At 60.9% G+C, this 22,799-nt stretch carries 22 protein-coding genes; 11 read left to right on the top strand and 11 right to left on the bottom strand.

Features of this window, described 5'->3' with window-relative positions:
* Together HHJ19_RS17635 and HHJ19_RS17630 are read right to left on the bottom strand one after the other, a co-directional pair.
* A partial coding sequence (locus HHJ19_RS17635; RefSeq protein WP_296909159.1) for a DHH family phosphoesterase occupies window positions 1-1,008 on the bottom strand: 1,008 nt, incomplete at its 3' end.
* Between the two features lie 46 nt (window positions 1,009-1,054).
* Complete coding sequence (locus HHJ19_RS17630; RefSeq protein WP_296909158.1) at window positions 1,055-2,050, bottom strand: hypothetical protein; 996 nt, start codon at window positions 2,048-2,050, stop codon at window positions 1,055-1,057.
* Window positions 2,051-2,083: 33 nt separating this feature from the next.
* Here HHJ19_RS17630 and HHJ19_RS17625 point away from each other — a divergent pair, with 33 nt between their 5' ends.
* The gene (locus HHJ19_RS17625) at window positions 2,084-3,340 is read left to right on the top strand and encodes a lipoprotein-releasing ABC transporter permease subunit (RefSeq protein WP_296909157.1); all 1,257 of its coding nucleotides are present in this window, start codon (window positions 2,084-2,086) and stop codon (window positions 3,338-3,340) included.
* Window positions 3,333-4,013: a lipoprotein-releasing ABC transporter ATP-binding protein LolD gene (gene lolD / locus HHJ19_RS17620; protein ID WP_296909156.1), complete on the top strand. Its 681-nt coding sequence runs from the start codon at window positions 3,333-3,335 to the stop codon at window positions 4,011-4,013. Before HHJ19_RS17625 ends, lolD begins: the two co-directional genes overlap by 8 nt.
* Before the next feature lie 499 nt (window positions 4,014-4,512).
* On the opposite strand, the gene HHJ19_RS17615 is transcribed toward lolD, so the two are convergent.
* The 9 genes from HHJ19_RS17615 to HHJ19_RS17575 form a co-directional block, all read right to left on the bottom strand.
* On the bottom strand, window positions 4,513-5,061 hold the full coding sequence (locus tag HHJ19_RS17615) for a sterol desaturase family protein (RefSeq protein WP_296909155.1): 549 nt from the start codon (window positions 5,059-5,061) through the stop codon (window positions 4,513-4,515).
* Window positions 5,062-5,248: 187 nt separating this feature from the next.
* Window positions 5,249-6,310, bottom strand: a complete 1,062-nt coding sequence (locus HHJ19_RS17610; protein WP_296909154.1) for a VWA domain-containing protein — start codon at window positions 6,308-6,310, stop codon at window positions 5,249-5,251.
* A 21-nt stretch (window positions 6,311-6,331) separates the two neighbouring features.
* Window positions 6,332-7,324, bottom strand: a complete 993-nt coding sequence (locus tag HHJ19_RS17605; RefSeq protein WP_296909153.1) for a DUF58 domain-containing protein — start codon at window positions 7,322-7,324, stop codon at window positions 6,332-6,334.
* Window positions 7,325-7,485: 161 nt separating this feature from the next.
* Complete coding sequence (locus tag HHJ19_RS17600; protein WP_296909152.1) at window positions 7,486-8,505, bottom strand: MoxR family ATPase; 1,020 nt, start codon at window positions 8,503-8,505, stop codon at window positions 7,486-7,488.
* Window positions 8,506-8,514: 9 nt separating this feature from the next.
* Window positions 8,515-9,495, bottom strand: coding sequence for a trypsin-like peptidase domain-containing protein (locus HHJ19_RS17595; protein WP_296909151.1), 981 nt, complete (start codon window positions 9,493-9,495; stop codon window positions 8,515-8,517).
* 127 nt (window positions 9,496-9,622) lie between these two features.
* Window positions 9,623-10,483, bottom strand: a complete 861-nt coding sequence (locus HHJ19_RS17590) for an ABC transporter permease (RefSeq protein WP_296909150.1) — start codon at window positions 10,481-10,483, stop codon at window positions 9,623-9,625.
* A 166-nt stretch (window positions 10,484-10,649) separates the two neighbouring features.
* On the bottom strand, window positions 10,650-11,552 hold the full coding sequence (locus HHJ19_RS17585; protein ID WP_296909149.1) for an ABC transporter permease: 903 nt from the start codon (window positions 11,550-11,552) through the stop codon (window positions 10,650-10,652).
* A 4-nt stretch (window positions 11,553-11,556) separates the two neighbouring features.
* A complete protein-coding gene (locus HHJ19_RS17580; RefSeq protein WP_296909148.1) occupies window positions 11,557-12,663 on the bottom strand; it encodes an ABC transporter ATP-binding protein in 1,107 nt (368 codons plus the stop codon).
* A gap of 21 nt (window positions 12,664-12,684) precedes the next feature.
* On the bottom strand, window positions 12,685-13,752 hold the full coding sequence (locus HHJ19_RS17575; RefSeq protein WP_296909147.1) for an extracellular solute-binding protein: 1,068 nt from the start codon (window positions 13,750-13,752) through the stop codon (window positions 12,685-12,687).
* A 162-nt stretch (window positions 13,753-13,914) separates the two neighbouring features.
* On the opposite strand from HHJ19_RS17575, the gene HHJ19_RS17570 reads away from it, so the two are divergent.
* From HHJ19_RS17570 to HHJ19_RS17530, 9 genes are all read left to right on the top strand, one after another.
* Entirely contained in the window at window positions 13,915-14,763 is an 849-nt protein-coding gene (locus tag HHJ19_RS17570) for a TatD family hydrolase (RefSeq protein ID WP_296909146.1), read from the top strand.
* Window positions 14,764-14,768: 5 nt separating this feature from the next.
* Complete coding sequence (locus HHJ19_RS17565) at window positions 14,769-15,344, top strand: DNA-deoxyinosine glycosylase (protein ID WP_296909145.1); 576 nt, start codon at window positions 14,769-14,771, stop codon at window positions 15,342-15,344.
* Complete coding sequence (locus HHJ19_RS17560; RefSeq protein WP_296909144.1) at window positions 15,345-16,118, top strand: spermidine synthase; 774 nt, start codon at window positions 15,345-15,347, stop codon at window positions 16,116-16,118. It abuts the gene before it with no gap.
* A 43-nt stretch (window positions 16,119-16,161) separates the two neighbouring features.
* Window positions 16,162-17,964 carry a GspE/PulE family protein gene (locus HHJ19_RS17555; RefSeq protein WP_296909143.1) on the top strand — a complete coding sequence of 601 codons (1,803 nt, stop codon included), beginning with the start codon at window positions 16,162-16,164 and terminating at the stop codon, window positions 17,962-17,964.
* A 149-nt stretch (window positions 17,965-18,113) separates the two neighbouring features.
* Complete coding sequence (locus HHJ19_RS17550) at window positions 18,114-18,602, top strand: tripartite tricarboxylate transporter TctB family protein (RefSeq protein ID WP_296909142.1); 489 nt, start codon at window positions 18,114-18,116, stop codon at window positions 18,600-18,602.
* A gap of 10 nt (window positions 18,603-18,612) precedes the next feature.
* Window positions 18,613-20,124, top strand: coding sequence for a tripartite tricarboxylate transporter permease (locus HHJ19_RS17545; protein WP_296909141.1), 1,512 nt, complete (start codon window positions 18,613-18,615; stop codon window positions 20,122-20,124).
* A gap of 370 nt (window positions 20,125-20,494) precedes the next feature.
* Window positions 20,495-21,427, top strand: a complete 933-nt coding sequence (locus HHJ19_RS17540; protein ID WP_296909160.1) for a DMT family transporter — start codon at window positions 20,495-20,497, stop codon at window positions 21,425-21,427.
* Window positions 21,428-21,519: 92 nt separating this feature from the next.
* Entirely contained in the window at window positions 21,520-22,314 is a 795-nt protein-coding gene (locus tag HHJ19_RS17535; RefSeq protein ID WP_296909140.1) for an SDR family oxidoreductase, read from the top strand.
* A 27-nt stretch (window positions 22,315-22,341) separates the two neighbouring features.
* Entirely contained in the window at window positions 22,342-22,791 is a 450-nt protein-coding gene (locus HHJ19_RS17530; protein ID WP_296909139.1) for a hypothetical protein, read from the top strand.
* Window positions 22,792-22,799 lie beyond the last annotated feature (8 nt).

Genomic DNA, 22,799 nt, shown 5'->3' with positions numbered 1-22,799 from the left:
CGCTTCAATGTCACGGCGTTCGCGGTTGATGCCGTCGAGCATCTGGGCCAGCTCTTCGGCGCGCGCGGCGTCGTCAGTGAGCAGGCATTCGATGCCCAGTGTCATGTCGGCGAGGCGGCCCGCCGCATTGATGCGCGGGCCGAGTGCGAAGCCAAAATCAAAAGTGGTGGCCACTGGTGCGTCGCGGCCCGCCGCTTTAAAAAGGCTGGCGATGCCCGCAGGCAGATGACCCGCCCGGATGCGCCTGAGCCCCTGCGCCACCAGCCGGCGATTGTTGGCGTCGAGCCTGACGACATCAGCGACCGTGCCCAATGCGACCAGTGGCAGCAACGTGTCCAGCTTCGGTTGTGCGGCGGCTTCGAACACACCCCGTTCGCGCAACTCGGCGCGCAGCGCCAGCAGCACATAAAACATCACGCCTACGCCAGCCAGGGCTTTGCTCTCGAAGCTGCAACCGGGCTGGTTGGGATTGACGATCACATCCGCGTCGGGCAGCCATATTTGTCCATCCGTGAGCGCCGGCAGGTGATGGTCGGTCACCAGTACCTGCATGCCCAGCGCCTTGGCCCGGGCAACGCCGTCGATGCTGGCAATGCCGTTGTCCACCGTGACAAGCAGGTCGGCGCCGCTGGCCTTCACGCGTTCGGCAATCGGGGCGGTCAAGCCGTAACCGTCAATCACCCGGTCGGGCACCAGGTAGCTGATATTTTTTGCGCCCAGCAGATGCAGGCCGCGCAAGGCCACGGCGCAAGCGGTGGCGCCGTCGCAGTCGTAGTCGGCGACAACGCAAATTTTTTTGTCGGCGGCGATTGCGTCGGCCAGCAGCCGCGCGGCTTGCGGCGCGCCCAGCAACGATGCAGGTGGCAATAGTCTGGCCAGCCCGTCGTCAAGTTCCTCAGCGGCATGGACGCCGCGCGCGGCATACAGCTGGGCCAGCAGAGGGTGAATGCCCGCCTGCTGCAGCGCCCAGACGCTGCGCGGGGGCACGTCGCGTACCTGAATTTTCATGATGTGTGCTTGAAACCGTTTTTGGACTGATGTAATGCTATGGTTCTTATAGCTGCTGGACCACGTTCAATATGGACGTGGGGGCAAAAAAGCTTGAAATCCTGGCGAAGAAGCCTGTTTGACTGGTTTCGAAAGTCTGGGCGCTTTGCTCCCCGCAAAGAGTCAGGCGCACTGACTCGCCCGCGCGCTGGCGAGCCAGCAACTGCGTAATGGCGCCGCTATCCAGTCGTCCCCAAGCCTCGCCATAGGCGATCCAGTCCTCCTTGAAAACTGCTTGGGCCAGATCGCGTGGCGCGCTGATTTCCGCCTTGCCTGGCAGACAGGCCGCCGGCAAGTCTCCCGTGCCACTGAGCCAGAAGGAATTGACCGGCAACTGTCGATTGGCATCCCTCGCATCATTGAAGGGATGGGTGTAAAGCAGCATCTGCATTTCATTTTGCAGCCGGCGCAGTGGCGCGGCATTTGGCGAATCGGGCAGCCAGGCATCCACATTGCGCGCCAGCACCCGGTCCAGCGAGGCGGTGGGAAGCTGGCGAAAAAGCTCGCCTTCAGCCAGCCAGCGTTCGGGCGTCAGATAGTGCAGTCTGATGCCATCGGTTTCAAAATAGGCTTGCATGATGGCCAGCAGGGCGCGCGATTCGTCTTCCCGCAAGGCCAGCGCCGCCGGGTCGCTCAGGGTGGCGTGTAGGTGGCCCATGGCCCAATGACAGGGCGTGATCCAGGCCCAGGCCTTGCCCGCCTGCTCACTGCCAGGCTGCAATTGCTCGGCGGCGTCGCTCGCAGCCCAGGGGATCAGCCCGTCGGGGGTCTCGTCACTTGCGAGATCAAGAGCCTGCGCCAGGGCCCGCTCGTGCGGCGGGGAGAGTGTCGCCGCGTCGCGCGTATCCGTCTGCACGAGTGCCATGCCCTGCAGCAACCGCGCAAGCTGGGGCAGGTTTTCGCGCTGTAGTGCCTGCATGGCCGGGAGCCAGCCTTCGGCGCTGCAACTGGCAAAAGGAATGATCAGGTGGCTGGAGGGTAAAAAAGGCGAGATGACTGACATGGCTCTATTGTCCGGGATGCCACAATTGCCGACATGCAAATCCCCTACGAGCTGATTCTGGGCTGGCGCTATACCCGCGCCGGCCGCGCTACGCGGCGCAATGGCTTTATTTCTTTTATTTCGGGCGTCTCAATGCGGGGCATTGCGCTGGGTGTGGCGGCACTGATCATTGTGTTGAGTGTGATGAACGGCTTCCAGAAGGAAGTTCGCGACCGCATGCTGGGCGTGATCTCGCACATCGAGGTGTTTGCTCCGAATGGCACGGCCCTGGTCGACCCGCAGAAAACCCTGGCCGAAATCAAGGCCAATCCCGAGGTCGTCGGCGCTGCAACTTTTATAGCGGCACAAGCTCTTTTGGCGCGCGGTGAAGACATGAAAGGCACGATGGTAAGAGGTATTGATCCGGCGCTGGAAGGACAGGTGACTGACCTGGCCGTCGAGCTTGAGAAAACCGCCTTTCCAAAACTTGTCAGCGGCGGCTTTGGCGTGGTGCTGGGCGGCGAGCTGGCGCGCGCCATGGGCGTGCGCGAAGGGGACACGGTTACGCTGATTGCGCCCAGCGGTCAAGTCACCCCCGCCGGCGTGGTTCCGCGGCTCAAGCAGATGACGGTGGTGGGCACCTTCGATTCAGGGCACTTTGAATACGATTCGGCGCTGGTCATGATGCACCAGGACGACGCCGCCAAGATTTTCCGGCTCGAGGGGCCGACCGGCATTCGCATCAAGCTCAAGGATTTGCACAAGGCGCGGGACGTGGCGCAGGAACTGTCCAAAACCCTCAGCGGTGACTTGCTGATCCGCGACTGGACGCGGCAGAACAAGACCTGGTTTTCTGCGGTGGAGCTGGAAAAACGCATGATGTTCATCATCCTGACGCTCATCGTCGCCGTGGCGGCTTTCAATCTGGTCAGCACGCTGGTCATGACCGTGACTGACAAACGCGCCGATATCGCCATCTTGCGCACCCTGGGCGCCAGCCCGAAAAGCATTATGGGAATCTTCATGGTTCAGGGCGCCATGGTCGGCGTGATTGGCACGCTCTCGGGCTTGCTGCTGGGCCTGGGCATCGCTTTTAACATCGACGTGATCGTTCCGGCGCTGGAGCAGCTGTTCCACGCCAGTTTCCTGCCCAGGGACATCTACCTGATCAGCCGCATGCCCAGCGAGCCGCAGTACAGCGACATCATGCCGATCGTCGTCATTTCGCTGGTGCTGTCTTTTCTGGCAACCATCTATCCGAGCTGGCGCGCCAGCCGCGTGAACCCGGCGGAGGCCCTGCGCTATGAGTGAAGTAGTTTTGAAAGCCAGTGGCCTTACCAAGCGTTTTAGCGAAGGCCGACTCGATGTGACCGTACTCAAAGGCGTTGATCTGCAGGTGCATCGCGGTGAAACGCTGGCCATCGTCGGCGCCTCGGGTTCTGGCAAAAGCACCTTGCTTCATCTCATGGGCGGGCTTGACGCGCCGACGGACGGCCAAGTGGAAATCAAGGGTCAGCTGTTGTCGTCGCTGTCCCCCACCCAGCAGGGTGATCTGCGCAACCAGCACTTGGGGTTTGTCTACCAGTTTCACCACCTGCTGCCCGAGTTCAGCGCGCTGGACAATGTTGCCATGCCCCTGTGGATCAGGCGGCAGGCCCGCGAAAAAGCGTCGGAAGTAGCGATGAAAATGCTGGCGACGGTGGGCCTGGGAGACCGCATTCATCACCGCCCTTCCGAGCTTTCAGGAGGCGAACGCCAGCGGGTGGCAATAGCCCGCGCACTCGTGACGCGACCGGCTTGCGTGTTGGCCGACGAGCCCACCGGCAACCTGGACCGGGCCACCGCTGACAGCGTGTTTGAACTGATGCTGGAACTGGCTCGCGAGCACGGTACGGCGTTTGTCCTGGTGACGCACGACGAAGCGCTGGCGGCGCGCTGCGGGCGTCAGCTCAGGCTGGTCTTGGGAACGCTGTCGGCGGCGTAAAAGGCATTGTTTTGCCAAAGGCTGAAATACCGACGCCAGCCTTTGGTATGGGCTCTCAAAACAAGTAGTTTTCGCGCAATTTGACGGCGGCGTGTCTGCCATCGCTGAGCGGTTTGTTGCGGGCTGCCCACAGCGGCACAGCGTGACGCGGTTGCGCTCCTCGTCCACCATCCCATCCGTTGCAATCACTGGCATTTCGCCGCGCAGCCAGAGAGGTCCCCTGTATTACTGTTGCGGGTCTTCAGCGAAGCCGATAGATGCCTGCAGTTCCGGCTCCACGCAATCAGCAGCGCTCTTGTCGATGGCTGCCAACCGGCTTCAAGGGAACTGATCGCCAAGAGCCTAACTTACGAATTGACAGACCATTGTGCCTTCAGCCAGGGAAGGCGCTTGTAAAGCGCGGCGCCATTCATGTCTGTTTCAACTCAATTCAAAAATCCAAATTCTGCAAAAGTCCAGACATCATCGCGGCGTAATTGACGAAAAACAACCGATTGAATTATCGGTGTTGACTTCCAAACACGTGATCCCAAAACGCGCTGGTCACGCCATAGTGGCCAGGTTTAGCGAGAGAACTATGGTGCAGCGCATGCCAGTGTTTGCGCCGCTTCAGCCAGGCATGGTTCGCGCGCCAGTGGTGTGATGCATGGTGGGCGACCGAATACGCGAGGTAGCCAGTCAATACGCCAAATGTCAGGGCGCAGGCGCGCCACAGGCCGCCCAGAATCAGCTCGGGAAGAAACACCAGTGTTGCAATCAGCGTGGCGCTCAGGATTGTCGGTGTGCTGATCAGTGCCGCTGGACGCCGATGGTGCGTTGCATGCCAGGTGCTGAATGGGCGCAAACCGTGCAGCACGAAGCGGTGCAAGGCATACTCGATGAGCGTCCAGCTCGCCAAGCCAATTAGCGCAAAGGCCAAGATCTGAAAATGCTGCTCACGCGGCGCTGCGATCATCAGAAAAGCTGCCAGGGCCACCGAAGCGGTCCCGTACAGTGCGAAGTCGGCGCGGTACGCCAACTTGCTGTGCTCAAGCGTAAAGAAATGCATGCAGTTCATAGTTTAAATCGCCAGTCGGTATTGCATCAGCAGTGCAGAATCATTGGCGAGCCCTGGAATGGCGCGACTGGTCGTCACGCGACGGGTTTGGGCTGCAGCGTATCACTTTGGTAGCTGCTTCGGCGCGGATGAGCCGGCTTCGCTTTTTTGACCAACCGTCACGACGACGCTGCCTGCCTCACAAAATCCGATTAAACCAGAGCAGCGACAAGGCCGCCGAGGCAAGCGCCAGCGCCGCTGCCACCAGAGCCAGCAATCCCGATATTTCAGTTTTCTTTTTCTCGACGGTCAGCCTGGCGCTGAGCGTTTCATAGACCTTCTTGAGGTCGCCTGCCGTACCTGCGTAAAAGTATTCGGCTTGCGTGGCGCGGGCAATGCTTTTGAGGGTTTCCTCGTCGAGTTTGACGCGCATGGACCAGCCTTCGAAGCCGATCGTTTCGCCCTCCACCGTGCCCACGCCGACCGTGTAGACGCGCACGCCGCGGTCTGCCGCCACCTTGGCGGCGTCGAGTGAATCAATTCCAGTGGTGCGTTGACCATCGGTCAACAAAATTATCGCGGCCGACGTGTAGGAGCCGGGAGCCAGTGGTATGAATTCCTTTTTCACATTCCTGGCATCTGCGCGGTTTGCGAGAGACTGGTCCAGCGAGGTGCCGCGCGGCCGGTCGCGGCCATATTGCATCGACTCCAGATCAATCCCCGCATCGGGGAAAAGCTCGGCCAGCGACACCACAATACCGTTGCCAATAGCCGTGCCGCGCTGCAACTGGAATTTATCAATGGCCGTCGTCAGGTCTTCGCGGTTCAGGGTGGGCGGTTGCACCACGGCGGCGGTACCGGCAAAGGCAACAATACCGACCCGGACCTGGTGCGGTAACTCGGCCAGGAAAGCCTTGGCGGCGTTCTGCGAAGCGACCAGGCGGTTGGGCAACACATCCGTCGCCCGCATACTGCCCGACACATCCATGGCCAGCATGATGGTTTCGTTTTGCGAGGGCAAGGAGATTAAGGCAAAAGGTCGGGACGCAGCCACCAGCATGGCGGCAAGAGAAAGTAAAAACAGCAGCGGCGGAATATGCCTGCGAAAGCTCTGGCCTGCGCCCATGGCTTCCCGCACGATGGACAGGCTGGCGTAACGCAAAGCCATTTTTTTCTTGCGGCCAAGCAGCCAGACGTACACTGCGACCAGCACCGGAATGGCCAGCATAAGCCAGAGAAACTGGGGCCAGAGAAAGGTCATGGTGCTTCCTTGGTGTGCGCCTCAGGCGTGGCTCAGTTGGACAGGCACCCTGCGGCCCGCCGCGGCCTGGGCTCCTGACACACGGCTATGGCGTTTGCGCAAGTCGCTAAACCGCAGGATGGCGTCGACCAGATTGTCATCGGTTGAAAGCTCCAGCGTATCCACACCGGCCCGTGCCAGCGTCAGCCGCAACTCAGCTTCGCGCTGGGCCGCGATGCTGGCAAAGCGCATGCGAAAACCGGAGTCATGGGTGTCAACCAGCAATTGCTCGCCTGTTTCAACGTCGCGGATCGGAATCAGTCCCAGGTCGGGTAGCTCCAGTTCCAGTGGATCAAGCAGGCGCACGGCAAGCACATCGTGGCGTTGGGCAAGCAAGCCCAGCGGCTTTTCCCAGCCGGGTTCGCTAATGAAATCGGACACCACAAACAGTGTGGAGCGCCGGCGCACCGCATTGCTGGCGGACTGCAGCAGCTCGCTTAAGCGGGTCGCACCAGTGCTGCCGTCGTCTGCCATCGGCTGATGCTGCAGCGCGTGCAAAAGCCGCAGTACGTGGTTCCGGCCACCGCGCGCGGGAATGATGGTGTCGACACCTGAGCCATAAAGCACCGCGCCGACCCGGTTTCGGTGACGAGTCAACAGGCGCGCCAGCACGGCGACGAATTCGGTGGATACCTCTCGCTTGTGCTGCTCGCCAGAACCGAAATCCATCGACGGGCTCAGGTCAAGCAGGAACCACGCGCTCATTTCGCGATCCTCGGTGAAGACGCGAACATGCGCCTGCTGCAGTCGGGCAGTGACGTTCCAGTCGATGTGGCGTACATCGTCGTGATGCTGGTACTCACGCAGGTCAGCCAGGTCCATGCCGGTACCGCGCATCAGGGTGCGGTAGTCGCCCTGCAGCAGCCCGTCGAGGCGGCGCACGACCGACCACTCCAGCCGGCGCAGTAATTGTTCGGCGCCTTCTGCCGGCGCTGAGCCTGCAGGCAGCCGCGAGGCAAGCGACAGCCTAGGCACGGGTGACTTCCCAGTTATCGCCTGATATCTCGGGACGCACAGGCAAAATTTCCCGACCTTGCAGGTTATGGCCGCAGAACCGGTTTGGCCAGGCCGCAGGCGGGGTGGCCCCCTCAGGGGGAAGCGGCGCGTACAACGGCGGATCGTGGCGACGCATATCGTTAGGCAGCGAGTTTTTCATGGGCGAGAGGTTTGGCGGGCGGTTGCAGTCTGGCCATGATCTTGCCGATGATCTGGTCGGCCAGGAGACCTTCGGACAGCGCTTCGTAAGACAAAACCAGACGGTGGCGAAGCACGTCGGGTACCAGGTCCGTCATGTCTTCCGGCAAGGCATAACTGCGGCCGCGCAACATGGCGAGCGCACGGGCACCTTCAGTAAGGTTGATGGTGGCACGCGGACTGGCACCAAACGTGATGAAGCGTTGCAGGTCGTGCAGCCCATGTTTCGCGGGATTGCGGGTGCTGGAAACCAGCCGCACCGCATACTGCACCAGCGAAGGGTCAACATAAATGCGTCTGCATTCAGCCTGCAGGGCGGCCAGTTGCCCGGTCGTGGCTACGGCTGACACGGCAATAGCAGGGCCGGTGACGCGCTGCACTATGACAAATTCTTCCTCGTCGGTCGGGTACTCCACCAGCACCTTCATCATGAAGCGGTCTACCTGCGCTTCAGGCAGCGGGTAAGTGCCTTCAGTCTCGATCGGGTTTTGCGTCGCCATGACGAGGAAAGGCGAGGGCACCCGATGGGTTATGCCGGCAATCGTCACCTGCCGCTCCTGCATCACCTCCAGCAGCGCGCTTTGCACCTTGGCGGGCGCTCGGTTAATTTCGTCAGCCAGCAGCAGATTGGTGAAGACCGGGCCCAGCGAGGTGCTGAATTCGCCAGTTTTCTGGTTGTAGATGCGCGTGCCTATGAGATCGGCCGGCACCAGATCAGGCGTGAACTGGATGCGCTTGAATTCGCCCTGGATGGTGCTGGCCAGCGTTTTCACAGTCAGGGTCTTGGCCAGGCCTGGAACACCCTCCACCAGCAGATGGCCTTGCGCAAGAATAGCCACCATCATGCGTTCGAGAAAACGGTCTTGTCCAACTACCACGCGTTTGACTTCGTAGAGAATTTGTTCCATCAGCTGCGCGGTGCTGTCGCCGCCCGGAAAATGATCCGGGGTGGTTGTTTCCATATGGATCTTTCAGAAAGGCGGCATGCCGGCCGCAGATGCGGCGCTTTCAATCGGCACGGCAAAACCGATGCCGACAAACGTGCGCTGGTGGTTGGGGTTGTAAATGGCAGTGACGATGCCCACCACCGCGCCATCCATGGTGACCAGGGGGCCGCCGGAATTTCCCGGATTGGCCGCCGCGTCGAACTGGATCAGGTTGGTCATCTGCTGCTTGCCTTCGGGCGAGCGAAACGTGCGTTGAAGTCCGGACACGATGCCGGCTGAAGCTGAGGGACCAATGCCAAATGGATAGCCGACTGCCATGACCTGATCGCCTGGCACCAGTTCGGCGGTGGAGCGCATGGTGGCGGCTGCCAAATCGTCGGGAATTGTGTGCGCCTGCAAGACCGCGAGATCGTTTTCCGCCTGTATGCCGGTAATTGTGGCGATGGACTCCAGTCCGTCCGCGAAGGTGACCTTGATGGTTTCCGCTCCCTGCACCACATGCAGGTTGGTCAGGATGATGCCCTTGTCCACAATGACCACGCCGGTACCCACGCTGCGCTCGGCGTCTTCCTTACCGTCCTTGCCCTTGACGCTTTTGTTCAAACCCACCACGCGCACGACTGAAGGAATGATGGCGTCGTAGGCCCTGGCTGCAGGCGAGGGCAGCGGGCTGGTTTCCAGCGTTTTCAAAACGGCTGCGTCAATATCACTCTGGGTAAGCCGCAGGCCCGCGGACCGCAGCGGAAAGAAAAAACTGATCGCCAGCAACAGGGCCAGCAGGCCGACCAATGACCAGAGCAGATACAGCTGATGGTCCGCCAGACGTCTGGCAAGGCGCGACAAACTGGAAGGACGGGGATGAGAGGCCGCTATGGCAGAAGTGGCCGCATCAATAGAAGCAGGTTGCGAAAACGATGACTCGTTCCGGTCACTGCCCGTGGCAGCGCTCGCGTCGATGTGCTGCACCGGACGGCTGGAGCTGCTGTAAAGGGCGGGCCTTCGCATCCGTTCACCTGTGAGGTAAATGTCAAGAACTGTGGATCAAGCACTGCACCGTATCACGATTTTTAAATTTCTGCACGGCTCGGAGGCAGCGCCAAAAAATCGCTGTAACCGCCGGTTTCCAGTGTTTTCAAGCCGCTTCGCGGCGAACCTGCATGCGCATCAGCGCCAGCGCCAACGCGGCAGTAGCCAGCATGAGAAAAAGACTGACGGCATTGAGCACCGGGGTGGCCCCTTCGCGCATTCGACCGTACATCATGACGGTGAGCGGGGAGTCCGAGCCGACCAGCATCAGCGTGGTGTTGAAGTTTTCGAAAGACATCAGGAATGAAATGGCGGCGGCTCCGACCAGCGCAGGCTTCAGGGCCGGCAGCGTGATGGTGAAAAATACCGCTGCGCGGGAAGCGCCAAGGCTGTAGGCCGCCTCTTCCAGCGTGATGTCCAGGCGTTTCAGGCGCGCGGTGATGATGAGCGTGGCAATCGAGACGATGTAGGAAAACTGGCCTATTACTACCAGCGGCAGGCCGGGGCGCAGGAAGTCAAGTTCTAACCCCCACAGATCCTCCGCAAACTGCGCCATCCGGCTGGCAAAAGCCAGGATCGAGATACCCAGAATCACGCCCGGAATCACCAGCGGCGCCAGCATCATCAGCGACAGCGCCTGCTTGCCCGGAAACCGGCCGCGTTCGATCAAAAAGGCGTTACTGGTTCCCACCAGTAAGGTCAGCAGCGTGACCCAGCAGGCCACCACCACGCTGGTCCAAAGGCTGGCTAGCAGCGGGCCGTCGGCCAACAGGCCGGTGCGCTCGCCATGCCGGCCAAAAAACCAGTCCAGCGTGAAACCGCGCCAGGGCGGCGCGGGGTAGGGCGCGTCGTTGAAGGCAAAAACCGCCACCACCACCAGCGGCAGGAAAAGAAAGGAGAAAAACAGCACGGCGTAGGCCACTGTGCTGACGCGCAGCCAGGCAGGGCGGGGCAGGGAGGCAATCATGCCGAAACTCCAACGGCCAACGCCGTGGGTACTCGCGCGGTTGCAAACAGACTGCCCGCAACGGGGATATCCAAGTGACCGCGCGGAACCGGCTTTGCCGGGCCGCAGCGGTTTCCCCCTTCAAGCGGGGAGGACGCTACACGAAGTGAGCGGCAACGGGGGTGTGTCATGTCCTGTTCATCACTTCGCCAAACTTCTGGCCGGTGAGCTTCAGGCCCAGCCAGACGATGGCGGTGGACAGCCCCAGCAGCAAGAAGCCGAAAGCCGCGCCCTGTTCCCAGTTGAAGCGGGTAATGAACTGCGTGTAAATCTGCTCGGTAAACCAGAGCGAGTTTTTGCCGCCGAGCAAGGTGGGTGTTAGGTAATTGCCCAGCGTCAGCATGAAGACCACGATGCAGCCCGCCAGAATGCCGGGCGCGGCGTGCGGAATCACGATCTGGCGCAGGATGGACAGGCCGTTGCCGCCAAGGTCGTAGGCTGCTTCAATCAGCGCGTCATCCAGGCTTTCCAGTGCGCTGATCAGCGGCACCACCATGAACAGCATGGAGGTGTAAACCAGTCCGACCAGAATCGTCGTGTCGCGGTAGAGCATTTCCACCGGCACCTCAGTAATCCCGAGCCGGATCAGGAACGCCGGCAACACGCCCGACTCGCGCAGCAAGATCATCCAACCCAGCGTTCGCACGGTTTCACTGACCCAGAAAGGAATCAGGCACAGCACCAGCAGCAGGGATTTGGTGCGGCCACGCACCAGCTTGGCAATCGTCCAGGCAATAGGGAAGGCTAGCAGCAGCGTGATCAGCGTCGCCAAGATGGACATGAGAGCGGTGCGTACAAACGTGTGCCAATACAGCGGCTCGTCGATGAAGGTGCGGTATTGCGCCAGGCTGGGCACATACTGCCTTGGCGCGACGCGCTCGCGCAGCGAGATAATCGCCAGGTCAATATGCGGCAGCACGATCAGACCCACCAGCCAGATCAGCGCTGGGGCCAGCAGCAGCATAAGCATGAGCCTGGCCTGCAAACCTGAGGCGCCGGCGCCTCCGCTTGGTGCCGTGGTGGTAGTCATCAAATCAGGCGCTTCCGGTGGCGAAACAAACCGCGTGCCGGGGGTCAAAAGTGAAGGCGACGGTTTCACCGATGCGCAGGTCGGAAAATTTTCCGGTTTGCGGCAGGGCGATTCGAAATTCCGTGCGGCTTGTCGCCTCGCGCAGCAGCACGGCTGAGTTGGCGCCGTCAAACAGCAGGTTTTCGACCTGACCCGCATGCCGAGGATGCTCCGCTGGCAGTTCAGCCGCATGGCGAGCCAGGCTGACAGCCTCCGGCCGGACAAAAGCTTCGACGGCCTGGCCGGCGTCAACCCGACCGACAGCGCGGGCATGCAGGGCCAGCCCCTGCGCGGTCGTGAAGGACACCAGGCCATGATTGGCAACATCGGTCGGCATCGCGCGTCCTGCAAACTTGTTGTTGGCGCCGACAAACCCGGCCACGAATGGCGTTTGTGGCTGGTAGTAGAGCTGCTGCGGTGTGCCGACCTGCTCAAAACTGCCGGCGTTCATGACGGCGACATGGTCGGACAGAACCAGCGCCTCGGACTGGTCGTGCGTGATGTAGACAAAAGTCGTGCCGAACGACGACTGCAACTGCTTGAGCTCGATCTTCATGTGCTCGCGCAGCTTGAGGTCAAGCGCCCCAAGCGGTTCGTCGAGCAGCAGCAGCGTTGGCTCGAGCACCAGGCTGCGGGCAATCGCCACCCGCTGTCTTTGTCCGCCAGAAAGCTGGTCGACGCGCTTGTGCTGCATGCCGGCCAGGCTGACGCGTTCGAGGATGGCACCCACTCGTTGGGCGATTTCGGCGCGCCTCAAGCCGCGCCTGACCAGGCCATAGCCGACGTTTTCGCCGACCGACATCATGGGAAAAAGTGCCAGGTGCTGGAACACCATGTTGACCGGTCGCCGGTTGGGCGGCACGCCATTCATGGGCTTGCCGCCAATATGGATCTGGCCGGTATCCGGCTCCAGAAACCCCGCAACCATTCGCAGCAGCGTGGTCTTGCCGCAGCCCGAGGGGCCGAGGATGGAGAAAAAACTGCCGCGCTCGACGGTAAAGGACAAGTCCTTCACCGCAAGCTGACCTGCGTAGCGTTTACCGATGTGCTCGGCCTGAAGGTCGACAGGCACCGTTTGCGTCGCGGCCAGGCCTTACTGCGCGGCCTTGATGCGGTCGAGTACGCGGCCTTCGATGTCTTCGATACCAGCCGGCACTGCGGGGTACCATTTCACGTTTTTCAGTGCCGCTTCCGGGAAGCTGGCGGCGAACTGGGCCTTGAGCTTGGCGTCCATCAGCTGGTCAGCGCCTTTGGCGGCGGTGAAGTTGCCGGCGGAACCCGCCACCTTGGCGGCGATTTCGGGCCGCATGTTGAAGTTGATCCAGGCGTAGGCAGCCGCATCGTTGCGGCCCTTGGCGGGAAGCGCATAGGTGTCGATCCAGCCGAGTGCGCCTGACTTGGGCGCGATGTACTGGATCTCGGGTTTCTCGCTGTTGAGCTTCCAGCCGCCAGTGTCCCACATCATGGCGCCTACCACTTCACCGGCGCGCATGCCGTTCAGCAACTGGTCTTTGTTGTCCCAGTAAAACCTGATGTTGCTCTTGCAGGCCACCATGGTTTTGCCGACTTCGTCCATCAGCGCGCCATAGGCCTTGGGGTCGTTGTACAGCGCAAACGGATCTTTGCCCGAGGCAAAGGCAAACGCCAGCAGGGTCGGGCGTTTCAGGCGGACGGCGGTTTTGCCCTTGACATCGGGCTTGCACAGGTCGGGATAGTCGTTCATGGTGGTGAGTTTGGTGTTCACGACCAGGCCGTCAGTGCCCCAGATGTGCGGCAGGCCATAAACCTTGCCGGCCAGCGTGGTGTTCTTTTTTGTGGCGTCCAGCATGGCGGGGATGAACAGCTCGGTCTTGATCTTGGCTAAATCCATCGGCTTGTAGATACCAAATTCCTGCTGCGGTCCAGTGATGCGGTCCTGCGAGGGCTGGGCCAGATCAAAACCTGCGCCGCCCGTGGCGCGCAGCTTGGAGATCATTTCCTCGTTGTTCGACAGCGTGACCTCGACGTCAATGCCGGTTTCCTTCTTGAACTGCGCCACCACCTCTGCCGGCACATAGTCGGCCCAGCTGATCAGACGAAGTTTCTGGTCCTGTGCCCACAAGGGGCTGGACAGCGTGGACGCCACAAGACTGGCGCCAATGATCAGGCGAGATAATTTCATTTTGGTTTCCGGGTTGAGCGATGACAAACGCAAAAGAAGTCAGAGTTAAAGACCCCAAGCGGGCGAGGGCATTTCGTTCCAAAAAGCATAGCGTGTCCTTGTTTCATTTGTGTGTCAATATCTCCGGCCTAGGTACTTTTGCTCCCCTCACTGCGTGATTGAATGAACTTCTGGATTGATACACATTGTCACCTTGACGCCGCTGAGTTCGCGCCCGATCGGGCTTTGGTGCGCGCGCGCGCTGTTGATCACCAGGTCGCCCATTGTGTGCTGCCCGCGGTGGCGGTGAGCAATTTCGAGGCGGTTCGCCTGCTGGCCCACGAATTTTCCGACAGCTACGCGCTGGGTATCCATCCGCTTTGTGTGCCCGGGGCGCAGGACACTGACTTGCAGGCGCTGGACGCGGAACTCGGCCGCAGAAGGTCAGACCCGCGCTTGGTCGCGGTGGGAGAAATCGGACTCGATTATTTTGTACCTGAGCTGATGCAAAGCGCCATGCGAACGCGCCAGGAGTATTTCTACCGCGAGCAACTCAAACTGGCGCGCAAGCACCGCCTGCCGGTCATTCTCCATGTACGGCGCTCCGCCGACAAACTGCTCAAGCATTTGCGCGAACTCGTGCCAGAAGGCGGCTGGAGCGGTACTGGCCACGCTTTCAACGGCAGTTCGATCCAGGCGCGCGAATTCATCAAGCTCGGCTTCAAGCTTGGTTTTGGCGGCACCGTCACGTTTGAGTCGGCCTTGCAAATCAGGCGCCTGGCCGCCGAGCTGCCGCTGGACGCGCTGGTGATGGAGACCGACTCGCCGGATATTCCTCCGCACTGGCTTTACAAAACCGCGCAGCAACGCGCCGACGGGCAGGCGCAGGGCCGCAACGAGCCGGGCGAGTTGCCACGCATTGCCGGCGTGCTCGCAGGGCTGCGCGGTATTCCGGCTGAGGCCCTGGCGGCCGCCACCACGGCGAACGCGTTGCAGGCTTTCCCAAAACTCAGGGGTTTGCTGCAGTGCTGACCGGCTTGCCGCCGCTCATCAGCAGCGATACCCGCCTGCTGATTTTGGGCAGTTTTCCCAGCACCGCTTCGCTGGCCGCGCACCAATACTATGGTCACCCGCAAAACCAGTTCTGGCCGGTTTTGCAAGCCGTTTTTCCGTCTTGTCCAATGAGTACGGTAACAAGTAGCTATCAAATTCGTAGCAAGTGGTTGCTCTCGAAGCAGCTTGGCGTGTGGGATGTGTACGCGGCCTGTGAGCGCAAAGGCAGCCTGGACAGCCATATCCGCAACCCGGTGGTGAATGATTTTGCAGGCCTGAGGCGGCTTTGCCCCGCGCTTGAGGCGATTGCGCACAACGGCGCGGAGAGCTTCAAGCATGCGCGCCATGTGAGCGCTGCGCTGGTGGCGGGCATCGAAAGCAGCGCCGGGCCGCCCCCAGCTAGTTCAGAACCCCTGGGGGGCAGCGCATTACACGACGTGAAAGGCGTGGGGATTCTATTTCACAGGCTACCGTCGACCAGCCCGGCCAATGCGTCTTGGTCGTTCGAGCGAAAACTTGCCGCCTGGCGTGAAATTTTTGAAAAACATGGATTGGTTTGAATGTCGAAAAAAGAGATAGAAAAAGCGTCTTTGCCTTTGGATCTGCCGGAAGTCAATTTTTCCGATTACGGCGATGTGCGCTTTCTGCACCTGGGTACCGAATGGGTGCAGGGCTCCATGCTGCGCGATGCGCCTTATGACATTGAGCTGGAGTACGTGCAGCGCATGATGGCCGGCCTGCTGTTCACCGATGCCGAGTCCATCGCCAAAAAGCACGCGATGCAGCTGGGCCTGGGTTCGGCGGCGCTGACCAAGTTCTGCTACAAAAAGCTGCGCATGAAAACGACCGCGATTGAAATCAATCCGCAGGTCGTCACCGCGTGCCGCATCTGGTTCAAGCTGCCGCGCGATGATGCGAGGCTGCACGTCATTGAAGCCGATGCCGCCGCAGAGATTCAAAAACCGGTGCACCAGGACACGGTTGACCTGTTGCACGTTGACCTGTACGACCACGAAGCGGCTGCGCCGGTGCTGGACGACGCCGATTTTTATGCCCACTGCCGCGGCCTTCTCACCGAGGACGGGGTGATGACCGTCAACCTTTTTGGCCGCGATTCCAGCTATGAGCAGTCGCTGGTCAAAATGGCAGAGGCGTTTGGCCCCGAGTCGATCTGGGCGTTCCGTCCGACGCGCGAGGGCAACACGGTGGTCTTGGCACAGCGCGAGCCGAGCCGGCCGGAGCGCGCCGAGCTCCTTCTGCGGGCCGGCGTCATCGAATCGCGCTGGGACTTGCCAGCCAAAAAATGGCTGCGACTTTTCACGCCGGTGATCTGAAACGACGGTTTCGCCACGCTGCGGATGGGGTAAAGTGCTTTTCATGAGTGCCGTGATCCCCCCCAAATTCCCAGTCAGCCCCCATGGTCACAAGCTTTACACGGGGCCGCTGGACTGGCGCCAGCTGGTGGAATGGCTTGACGAGGACGGAGTGATCAGCAATGCCGAGGCGCAGCGCACCATCGCCCGTTGCTCGCAGGTGCAAAGCGCCCAGCATCCCCTGGTCAGGCTGGCCAGTGTCGGCATGACGCGGGTGGCCGATGGAAGGCCGCTGGACATTGAAACCATTTCCCGCTGGCTGGCCGGGCGCGCGGGGCTGAGTTACCTGCGCATAGACCCGCTCAAGGTGGACGTCGGCAAGGTCGCCGAAAGCATGTCCGCCTTGTACGCCGAGCGGCACAAGGTGCTGCCGGTGAAGGTGATGCCGCACGAAGTGGTGATCGCGACTGCCGAGCCTTTTATTACCGACTGGGTGTCCGAAGTTGAACGGCAATCAAAACGCAGCGTGCGTCTGGTGGTTGCCAGTCCGCTGGAAATTGCCAAGTTCACCGCCGAATTTTTCGCACTGGCCAAATCGGTCAAGGCTGCGGCCAAGGCGGGCGGCGGTTCCGGTTCCGCCAGCTTTGAGCAGCTGGTCGAGCTCAACAAGAGCAACAAGCAGCTTGACGCCAACGATCAGGGCGTGGTGCAGGTGGTGGACTGGCTCTGGCAATACGCCTTTGACCAGCGCGCCAGCGACATTCATCTGGAGCCGCGGCGCGAGCAGGGCGTGATTCGTTTTCGCATTGATGGCGTGCTGCATCCGGTGTACCAGCTGCCGATGGGCGTTCATAACGCCATGACGGCGCGCATCAAGCTGTTGGGCCGCATGGACGTGGTTGAAAAACGCCGGCCGCAGGATGGCCGCATCAAGACGCGCAACCCGCGCGGCGATGAAATCGAAATGCGCCTGTCGACCTTGCCGACGGCCTTCGGCGAAAAAATGGTGATGCGTATTTTTGATCCCGATACCACCGTCAAGAGTCTCGATGCGTTGGGGTTTTCCCAGCATGACGCCGAGCGCTGGGAGCAGTTGGTCAAACGGCCTTACGGCATTGTGCTGGTGACCGGCCCGACCGGTTCTGGCAAGACCACCACGCTGTATTCCACGCTCAAGCGGCTGGCAACCGAAGAGGTCAACGTCAACACGATTGAAGACCCGATCGAGATGATCGAGCCTTCATTCAACCAGACGCAGGTCCAGCCGCACCTGAATTTTGATTTTCCTGAAGGGCTGCGCGCACTGATGCGGCAAGACCCCGACATCATCATGGTGGGCGAAATCCGTGACCTCGCAACCGCCGAAATGGCTGTCCAGGCTGCGTTGACGGGCCACCTTGTGTTCAGCACCCTGCACACCAATGACGCGCCTTCGGCGGTGTCGCGGCTGATGGAACTCGGTGTGCCGCCCTACCTTATCAGTGCCACCTTACTGGGCGTTTTGGCGCAGCGGCTGATGCGTACGCTGTGCAGCAACTGCCGTGAACCCGATGAAAATGCCGAGCGCGAAACCCTGACGGAGCTGGTCAAGCCCTGGCAGATCAGCGGCGGCTACCGGCCCTTCAAGCCGGTGGGCTGCGTGGATTGCCGCATGACCGGCTTCAGGGGACGCATGGGTTTGTACGAGTTGCTCACGGTAACGGAGGGCTTCAAGGAAAAGATTTCAAAAGAGCCCAATATCGACGCGCTGCGCCGCCAGGCGATTACCGAGGGCATGCGCCCGCTGCGGCTGGCAGGCGCACTGAAAGTGGCAGAAGGACTGACCACGGTGGAAGAAATCCTGGCCTCCACGCCGCCGCTGTCCTGAGGCGCTGCGGCATGCGCAACCCCGGCCGAACCGGCGGTTTCGTGTTCTTCAGGGCCGCATAGGTGAAAGCCACATGCTTTTTGCCGTCAATTGAAAGCAAAATGAAAGATTGGTCCGCCGGATCAATCTTTTCAGCGAGGAGACAAACCGTGAATATCAAGAGTCAAAAAGACTTCTTTTCCGGGCTCATGTTCATGGGCATCGGGGTGGCCTTCGCATGGGGCGCCACCACTTACAACGTCGGCGAGGGTGCCCGCATGGGCCCCGGCTATTTCCCGCTTTATCTGGGCGTATTGATGACCATTCTGGGAGCGGTCATCACTTTCAAGGCGCTGGTGGTTGAAACCGTGGGCGGCGACAAAATTGGCAAGTGGGCCTGGAAGCCGCTCTTCTTCATCATTGCCGCCAACCTGGTCTTCGGCGTACTGCTTGGCGGATTACCCTCAATCGGCCTGCCCGCCATGGGAATGATCGTGGCCATCTACGCGCTGACCTTTATCGCCAGCATGGCGGAAACCGGCTGGAGGGTGAAGGCGACCTTCATTCTGGCGTCGATACTCGCCGCTGGCAGTTACGTCGCTTTCGTGCTTCTGCTCAAGCTGCAGTTCCCGGTATGGCCCACCTTCATCACCGGTTAAGGAAATAAAAATGGAACTGCTTTCCCATTTGTCGCTGGGTTTTGGCGTGGCGTTCACGCCCATAAACCTGCTCTACGCCTTTATTGGCTGCCTGCTGGGCACGCTGATTGGCGTGCTGCCGGGCATCGGACCGGTGGCCACGATCGCCATGTTGCTGCCCGCCACCTACGCGCTGCCGCCAGTCTCTGCCCTGATCATGCTGGCCGGTATTTATTACGGTGCGCAATACGGCGGTTCGACGACCGCCATTCTGGTAAATTTGCCGGGAGAATCTTCTTCGGTGGTCACCTGCATTGACGGTTACCAGATGGCCAGAAAGGGTCGAGCTGGGCCAGCGCTGGCGGCTGCCGGTCTGGGCTCGTTCTTTGCGGGCAGCGTCGGCACCCTGATTCTTGCGGCGTTTGCCCCTCCACTGACCGAACTGGCATTCAAATTCGGTCCCGCCGAATATTTCGCGCTGATGACGCTGGGCCTGATTGGCGCCGTGGTGCTGGCTTCCGGATCGCTGCTCAAAGCCATTGCGATGATCGTGCTGGGTCTGCTGCTGGGCCTGGTCGGCACCGATGTGAACTCGGGTGTTGCACGCTTCAGCTTTGACATTCCGGAGCTGACCGATGGCATCGGTTTTGTGGTGATTGCCATGGGCGTGTTCGGCTATGGCGAGATCATCAGCAACCTGGCGCAGCCAGAGAGCGATCGCGAAGTGTTTACCGCCAAGGTGACCGGTCTGTGGCCAACCAAGCAGGATTTCAAGGACATGACGCCGGCCGTGCTGCGCGGAACCTTTCTGGGTTCAGCGCTGGGCATTTTGCCAGGCGGCGGCGCCTTGCTGGCTGCCTTCGCTGCCTATGCACTGGAGAAAAAAATCAAGATGAAGCCGGGCGAAGTGCCTTTCGGCCAAGGCAACATTCGTGGCGTGGCTTCGCCCGAGTCCGCCAACAATGCCGGCGCGCAGACCTCCTTCATTCCGCTGCTCACATTGGGGATTCCGCCCAATGCCGTGATGGCCCTGATGGTGGGCGCTATGACGATTCACAACATCCAGCCCGGCCCCCAGGTCATGACCAGCAACCCTGAGCTTTTCTGGGGCCTGATCGCCTCGATGTGGATCGGCAATGCGATGCTGATCATCCTGAACCTGCCTTTGATCGGCATGTGGATCAAGCTGCTGACGGTACCCTACCGCTATCTGTTTCCGGCGATCGTGCTGTTTTGTGCCATTGGCGTGTACTCCACCAACAACAACACCTTTGACGTGTGGATGGTGGGTTTGTTTGGCGTGATCGGTTATATCTTTGTCAAGCTGGGTGCTGAACCCGCGCCCTTGCTGCTGGGCTTCATTCTGGGCCCGATGATGGAGGAAAACCTGCGCCGGGCGCTGCTGCTGTCGCGTGGTGACTGGAGTGTCTTTGTGACCCGCCCGATTTCTGCGGGCCTGCTGGCGGCGGCGGTGCTGATGCTGGTGATCGTGCTGCTGCCGGCCATCAAAAGCAAGCGTGAGGAAGCTTTTGTCGAAGACTGATTTTTAATTTTCGACCAGCTTGCAAAAAGGCACCTTCGGGTGCCTTTTTGATGTGCAGCATCAATTCGCATGGCCTGCGTCTGCGTCTGCGTCTGCGCGGCTCAGGCCGCGGCACCGTCAGCGAGCCCCGGCGCTGATAACGCATCATTTGCCGGAGCGTCCATCGTGGCCGTCGTCAGTGACGGTGGGCGCCGCGCAAAAGCTCGATGACGCCACTTCCGCTTCCGTGCCAAACTCGCATTCACGAAGCCAGCGCGGCATCCGGTTGCGGCTGTTGATCGCGGTGGCGCCGTGGCGTCAATCATGGCTGCCGTCCCGGGTCTGCGGGTCCGGCGCTTGCCGGTTTAATGAAGAAGTACCCTTGAACTCCATTTCAGAACAAAACAAGCCCCGCGTCCAGAGAGAACGGTCATTGGTAGCTACTAAAAGCATAGCGCCGGGCTTGCTGCTCGCCGGCTTTGGCGCGATTGCGTTCAGCGGCAAGGCGATCATCGTCAAGCTGGCCTACCGCCATGGCGTCGATGCCGTCACCCTGATCATGTACCGCATGCTGTTTGCGCTGCCGATTTTTGCAGTCATGGCCTGGTGGGCGAGCCGGGGCAAGGCGCCGCTCACGCGCAAGGACTGGCTGGGTGTGTTCGGGCTGGGCTTCACCGGCTATTACCTGGCCAGCTTTCTGGACTTTGCAGGGCTGGCTCATATCAGCGCCTCGCTGGAGCGGCTGATCCTGTACCTCAATCCGACGCTGGTGCTGCTGCTGGGGCTGCTGCTGTATCAGCGCCGTATCACCGCGCACCAGATCGTCGGCATGGCGATCAGCTATTGCGGGATCGCGCTGGTGTTCAGCCATGAAGTTACCCTGCAAGGCGCTGACGTGGCCTGGGGTGCCTTGCTGGTGTTTTTAAGCGCGGTCAGTTACGCGGTCTACCTGGTGTATAGCGGCGAAATCGTCAAACGCCTTGGCGCCATGCGGCTGGTCGGAATGGCGACAACAGTGGCCTGCCTCTTTTGCCTGCTGCAGTTTGTGCTGCTCAGGCCGCTGAGCGCCGCCGCGGTGGCGCCCGAGGTGATCTGGCTGTCAGTGCTGAACGCCACCCTTTGCACCGCCGTTCCGGTGCTGATGGTGATGATGGCGATTGAGCGCATCGGCGCCAGCCTCGCCGCGCAGACCGGCATGCTGGGGCCGCTTTCCACGATTCTGATGGGGGTGATAATTTTGGGCGAACCCTTCACGGCCTGGATCGCGGCCGGCACGGTGCTGGTGATTGCCGGGATATTCGTATTTACCAGGACCTTGCGCTAGTTCTCCTGGCACCTGAGCCGACCAGTGTGGCTTCTTGGCGGCCGCTATCATGAGTTGATTTTCGTCCGCTCTATGCGGATCAAGGAGCCAACATGGATTTAGGTATTTCCGGCAAGTGGGCACTGGTGTGCGGCGCCAGCAAGGGGCTGGGTTTGGGCTGCGCGCAGGCGCTGGTGCGCGAAGGCGTGCATGTACTGATCGTGGCACGGGGCGCCGGCGTGCTGGAAGCTGCCGCCAAAAAATTGATAGCTGACAGCGCCCGGCCCGCAAGTGCGGAAGTGCAATTTGTTGCCGCAGACATCACCACGGTCGAAGGCCGGGCCGCCGTCTTTGCAGTTCGCAGGGATTTCGACATTGTGGTGACCAATGCCGGCGGCCCGCCGCCTGGCGATTTCCGCGACTGGGACCGTGACGCCTGGATCAAGGCGGTCGATGCCAACATGCTGACGCCGATTGAACTGATCAGGGCGACGGTTGATGGCATGGCCGCGCGTGGCTTTGGACGCATCGTGAACATCACCTCCAGCTCGGTGAAGGCGCCGATCGATGTTCTTGGGTTGTCCAACGGCGCCCGCAGCGGACTGACCGGTTTTGTTGCGGGCGTGGCCCGCACTCCGCTCGCCGCGAAGGGTGTCACGCTCAATAACCTGCTGCCCGGCGTGTTCGACACCGACCGGATCAAGGGCATGCTGCAGGCGACTTCGGACAAGACCGGCCAGCCGGTGGAGGCGCTGGCCGATGCGCGGCGCAAGAATATTCCAGCCAGGCGTTTTGGTACGCCCGAAGAGTTCGGCGCGATCTGCGCTTTCCTGTGCAGCGTGCATGCCGCCTACATGACCGGCCAGAACGTGCTGGCCGATGGCGGAGCGTATCCGGGAACTTTTTAAGCGGGGAAAATTTCTTCAGGAAATATTTTGCAGAAATCTTACGCCGCCGACGGCAGTGGCAACAACTTCAACACCCGCCTTGCCGCCCGTGCTGACCCCTCAGTGCTGGCCCGCCAGGTCGCAAGCCTGAACGGTTTTGTCCGCCGGGCAGATCGGGTCCATGTGATGTTCAGCCCAGACGCGCGGCGTCCGGTAGAGGCTGGTGCCGAGCAGGAGCAGCAACTGGTGACCTGCCCGTCCAAGCGCCTGGGCACCGAGGTGAGGCCGAGCCTGAAGGCGGTAGGTTATGAACTGATCGGCGGCCGCTTGCTGCCAGGTGATACCGGACCTGTCGCGCAGTGGAGGCACCACGACGGCTTGGGTCAGCGACTGACGCTTTACGTCAGCCGTGAGGTGTCTAGGGTCTCAAGCGGATCGGGCCGCGACGAAACGATGCGGATGTCGAAAGAGGGTTACGACGCGCTCGGCGGGGCTTGAGCTTTCGC

This window comes from Polaromonas sp., from assembly GCF_012927415.1.
In the GTDB taxonomy this organism is placed as follows: domain Bacteria; phylum Pseudomonadota; class Gammaproteobacteria; order Burkholderiales; family Burkholderiaceae_C; genus Polaromonas.
This window is presented reverse-complemented; position numbering and strand designations above follow the sequence as displayed.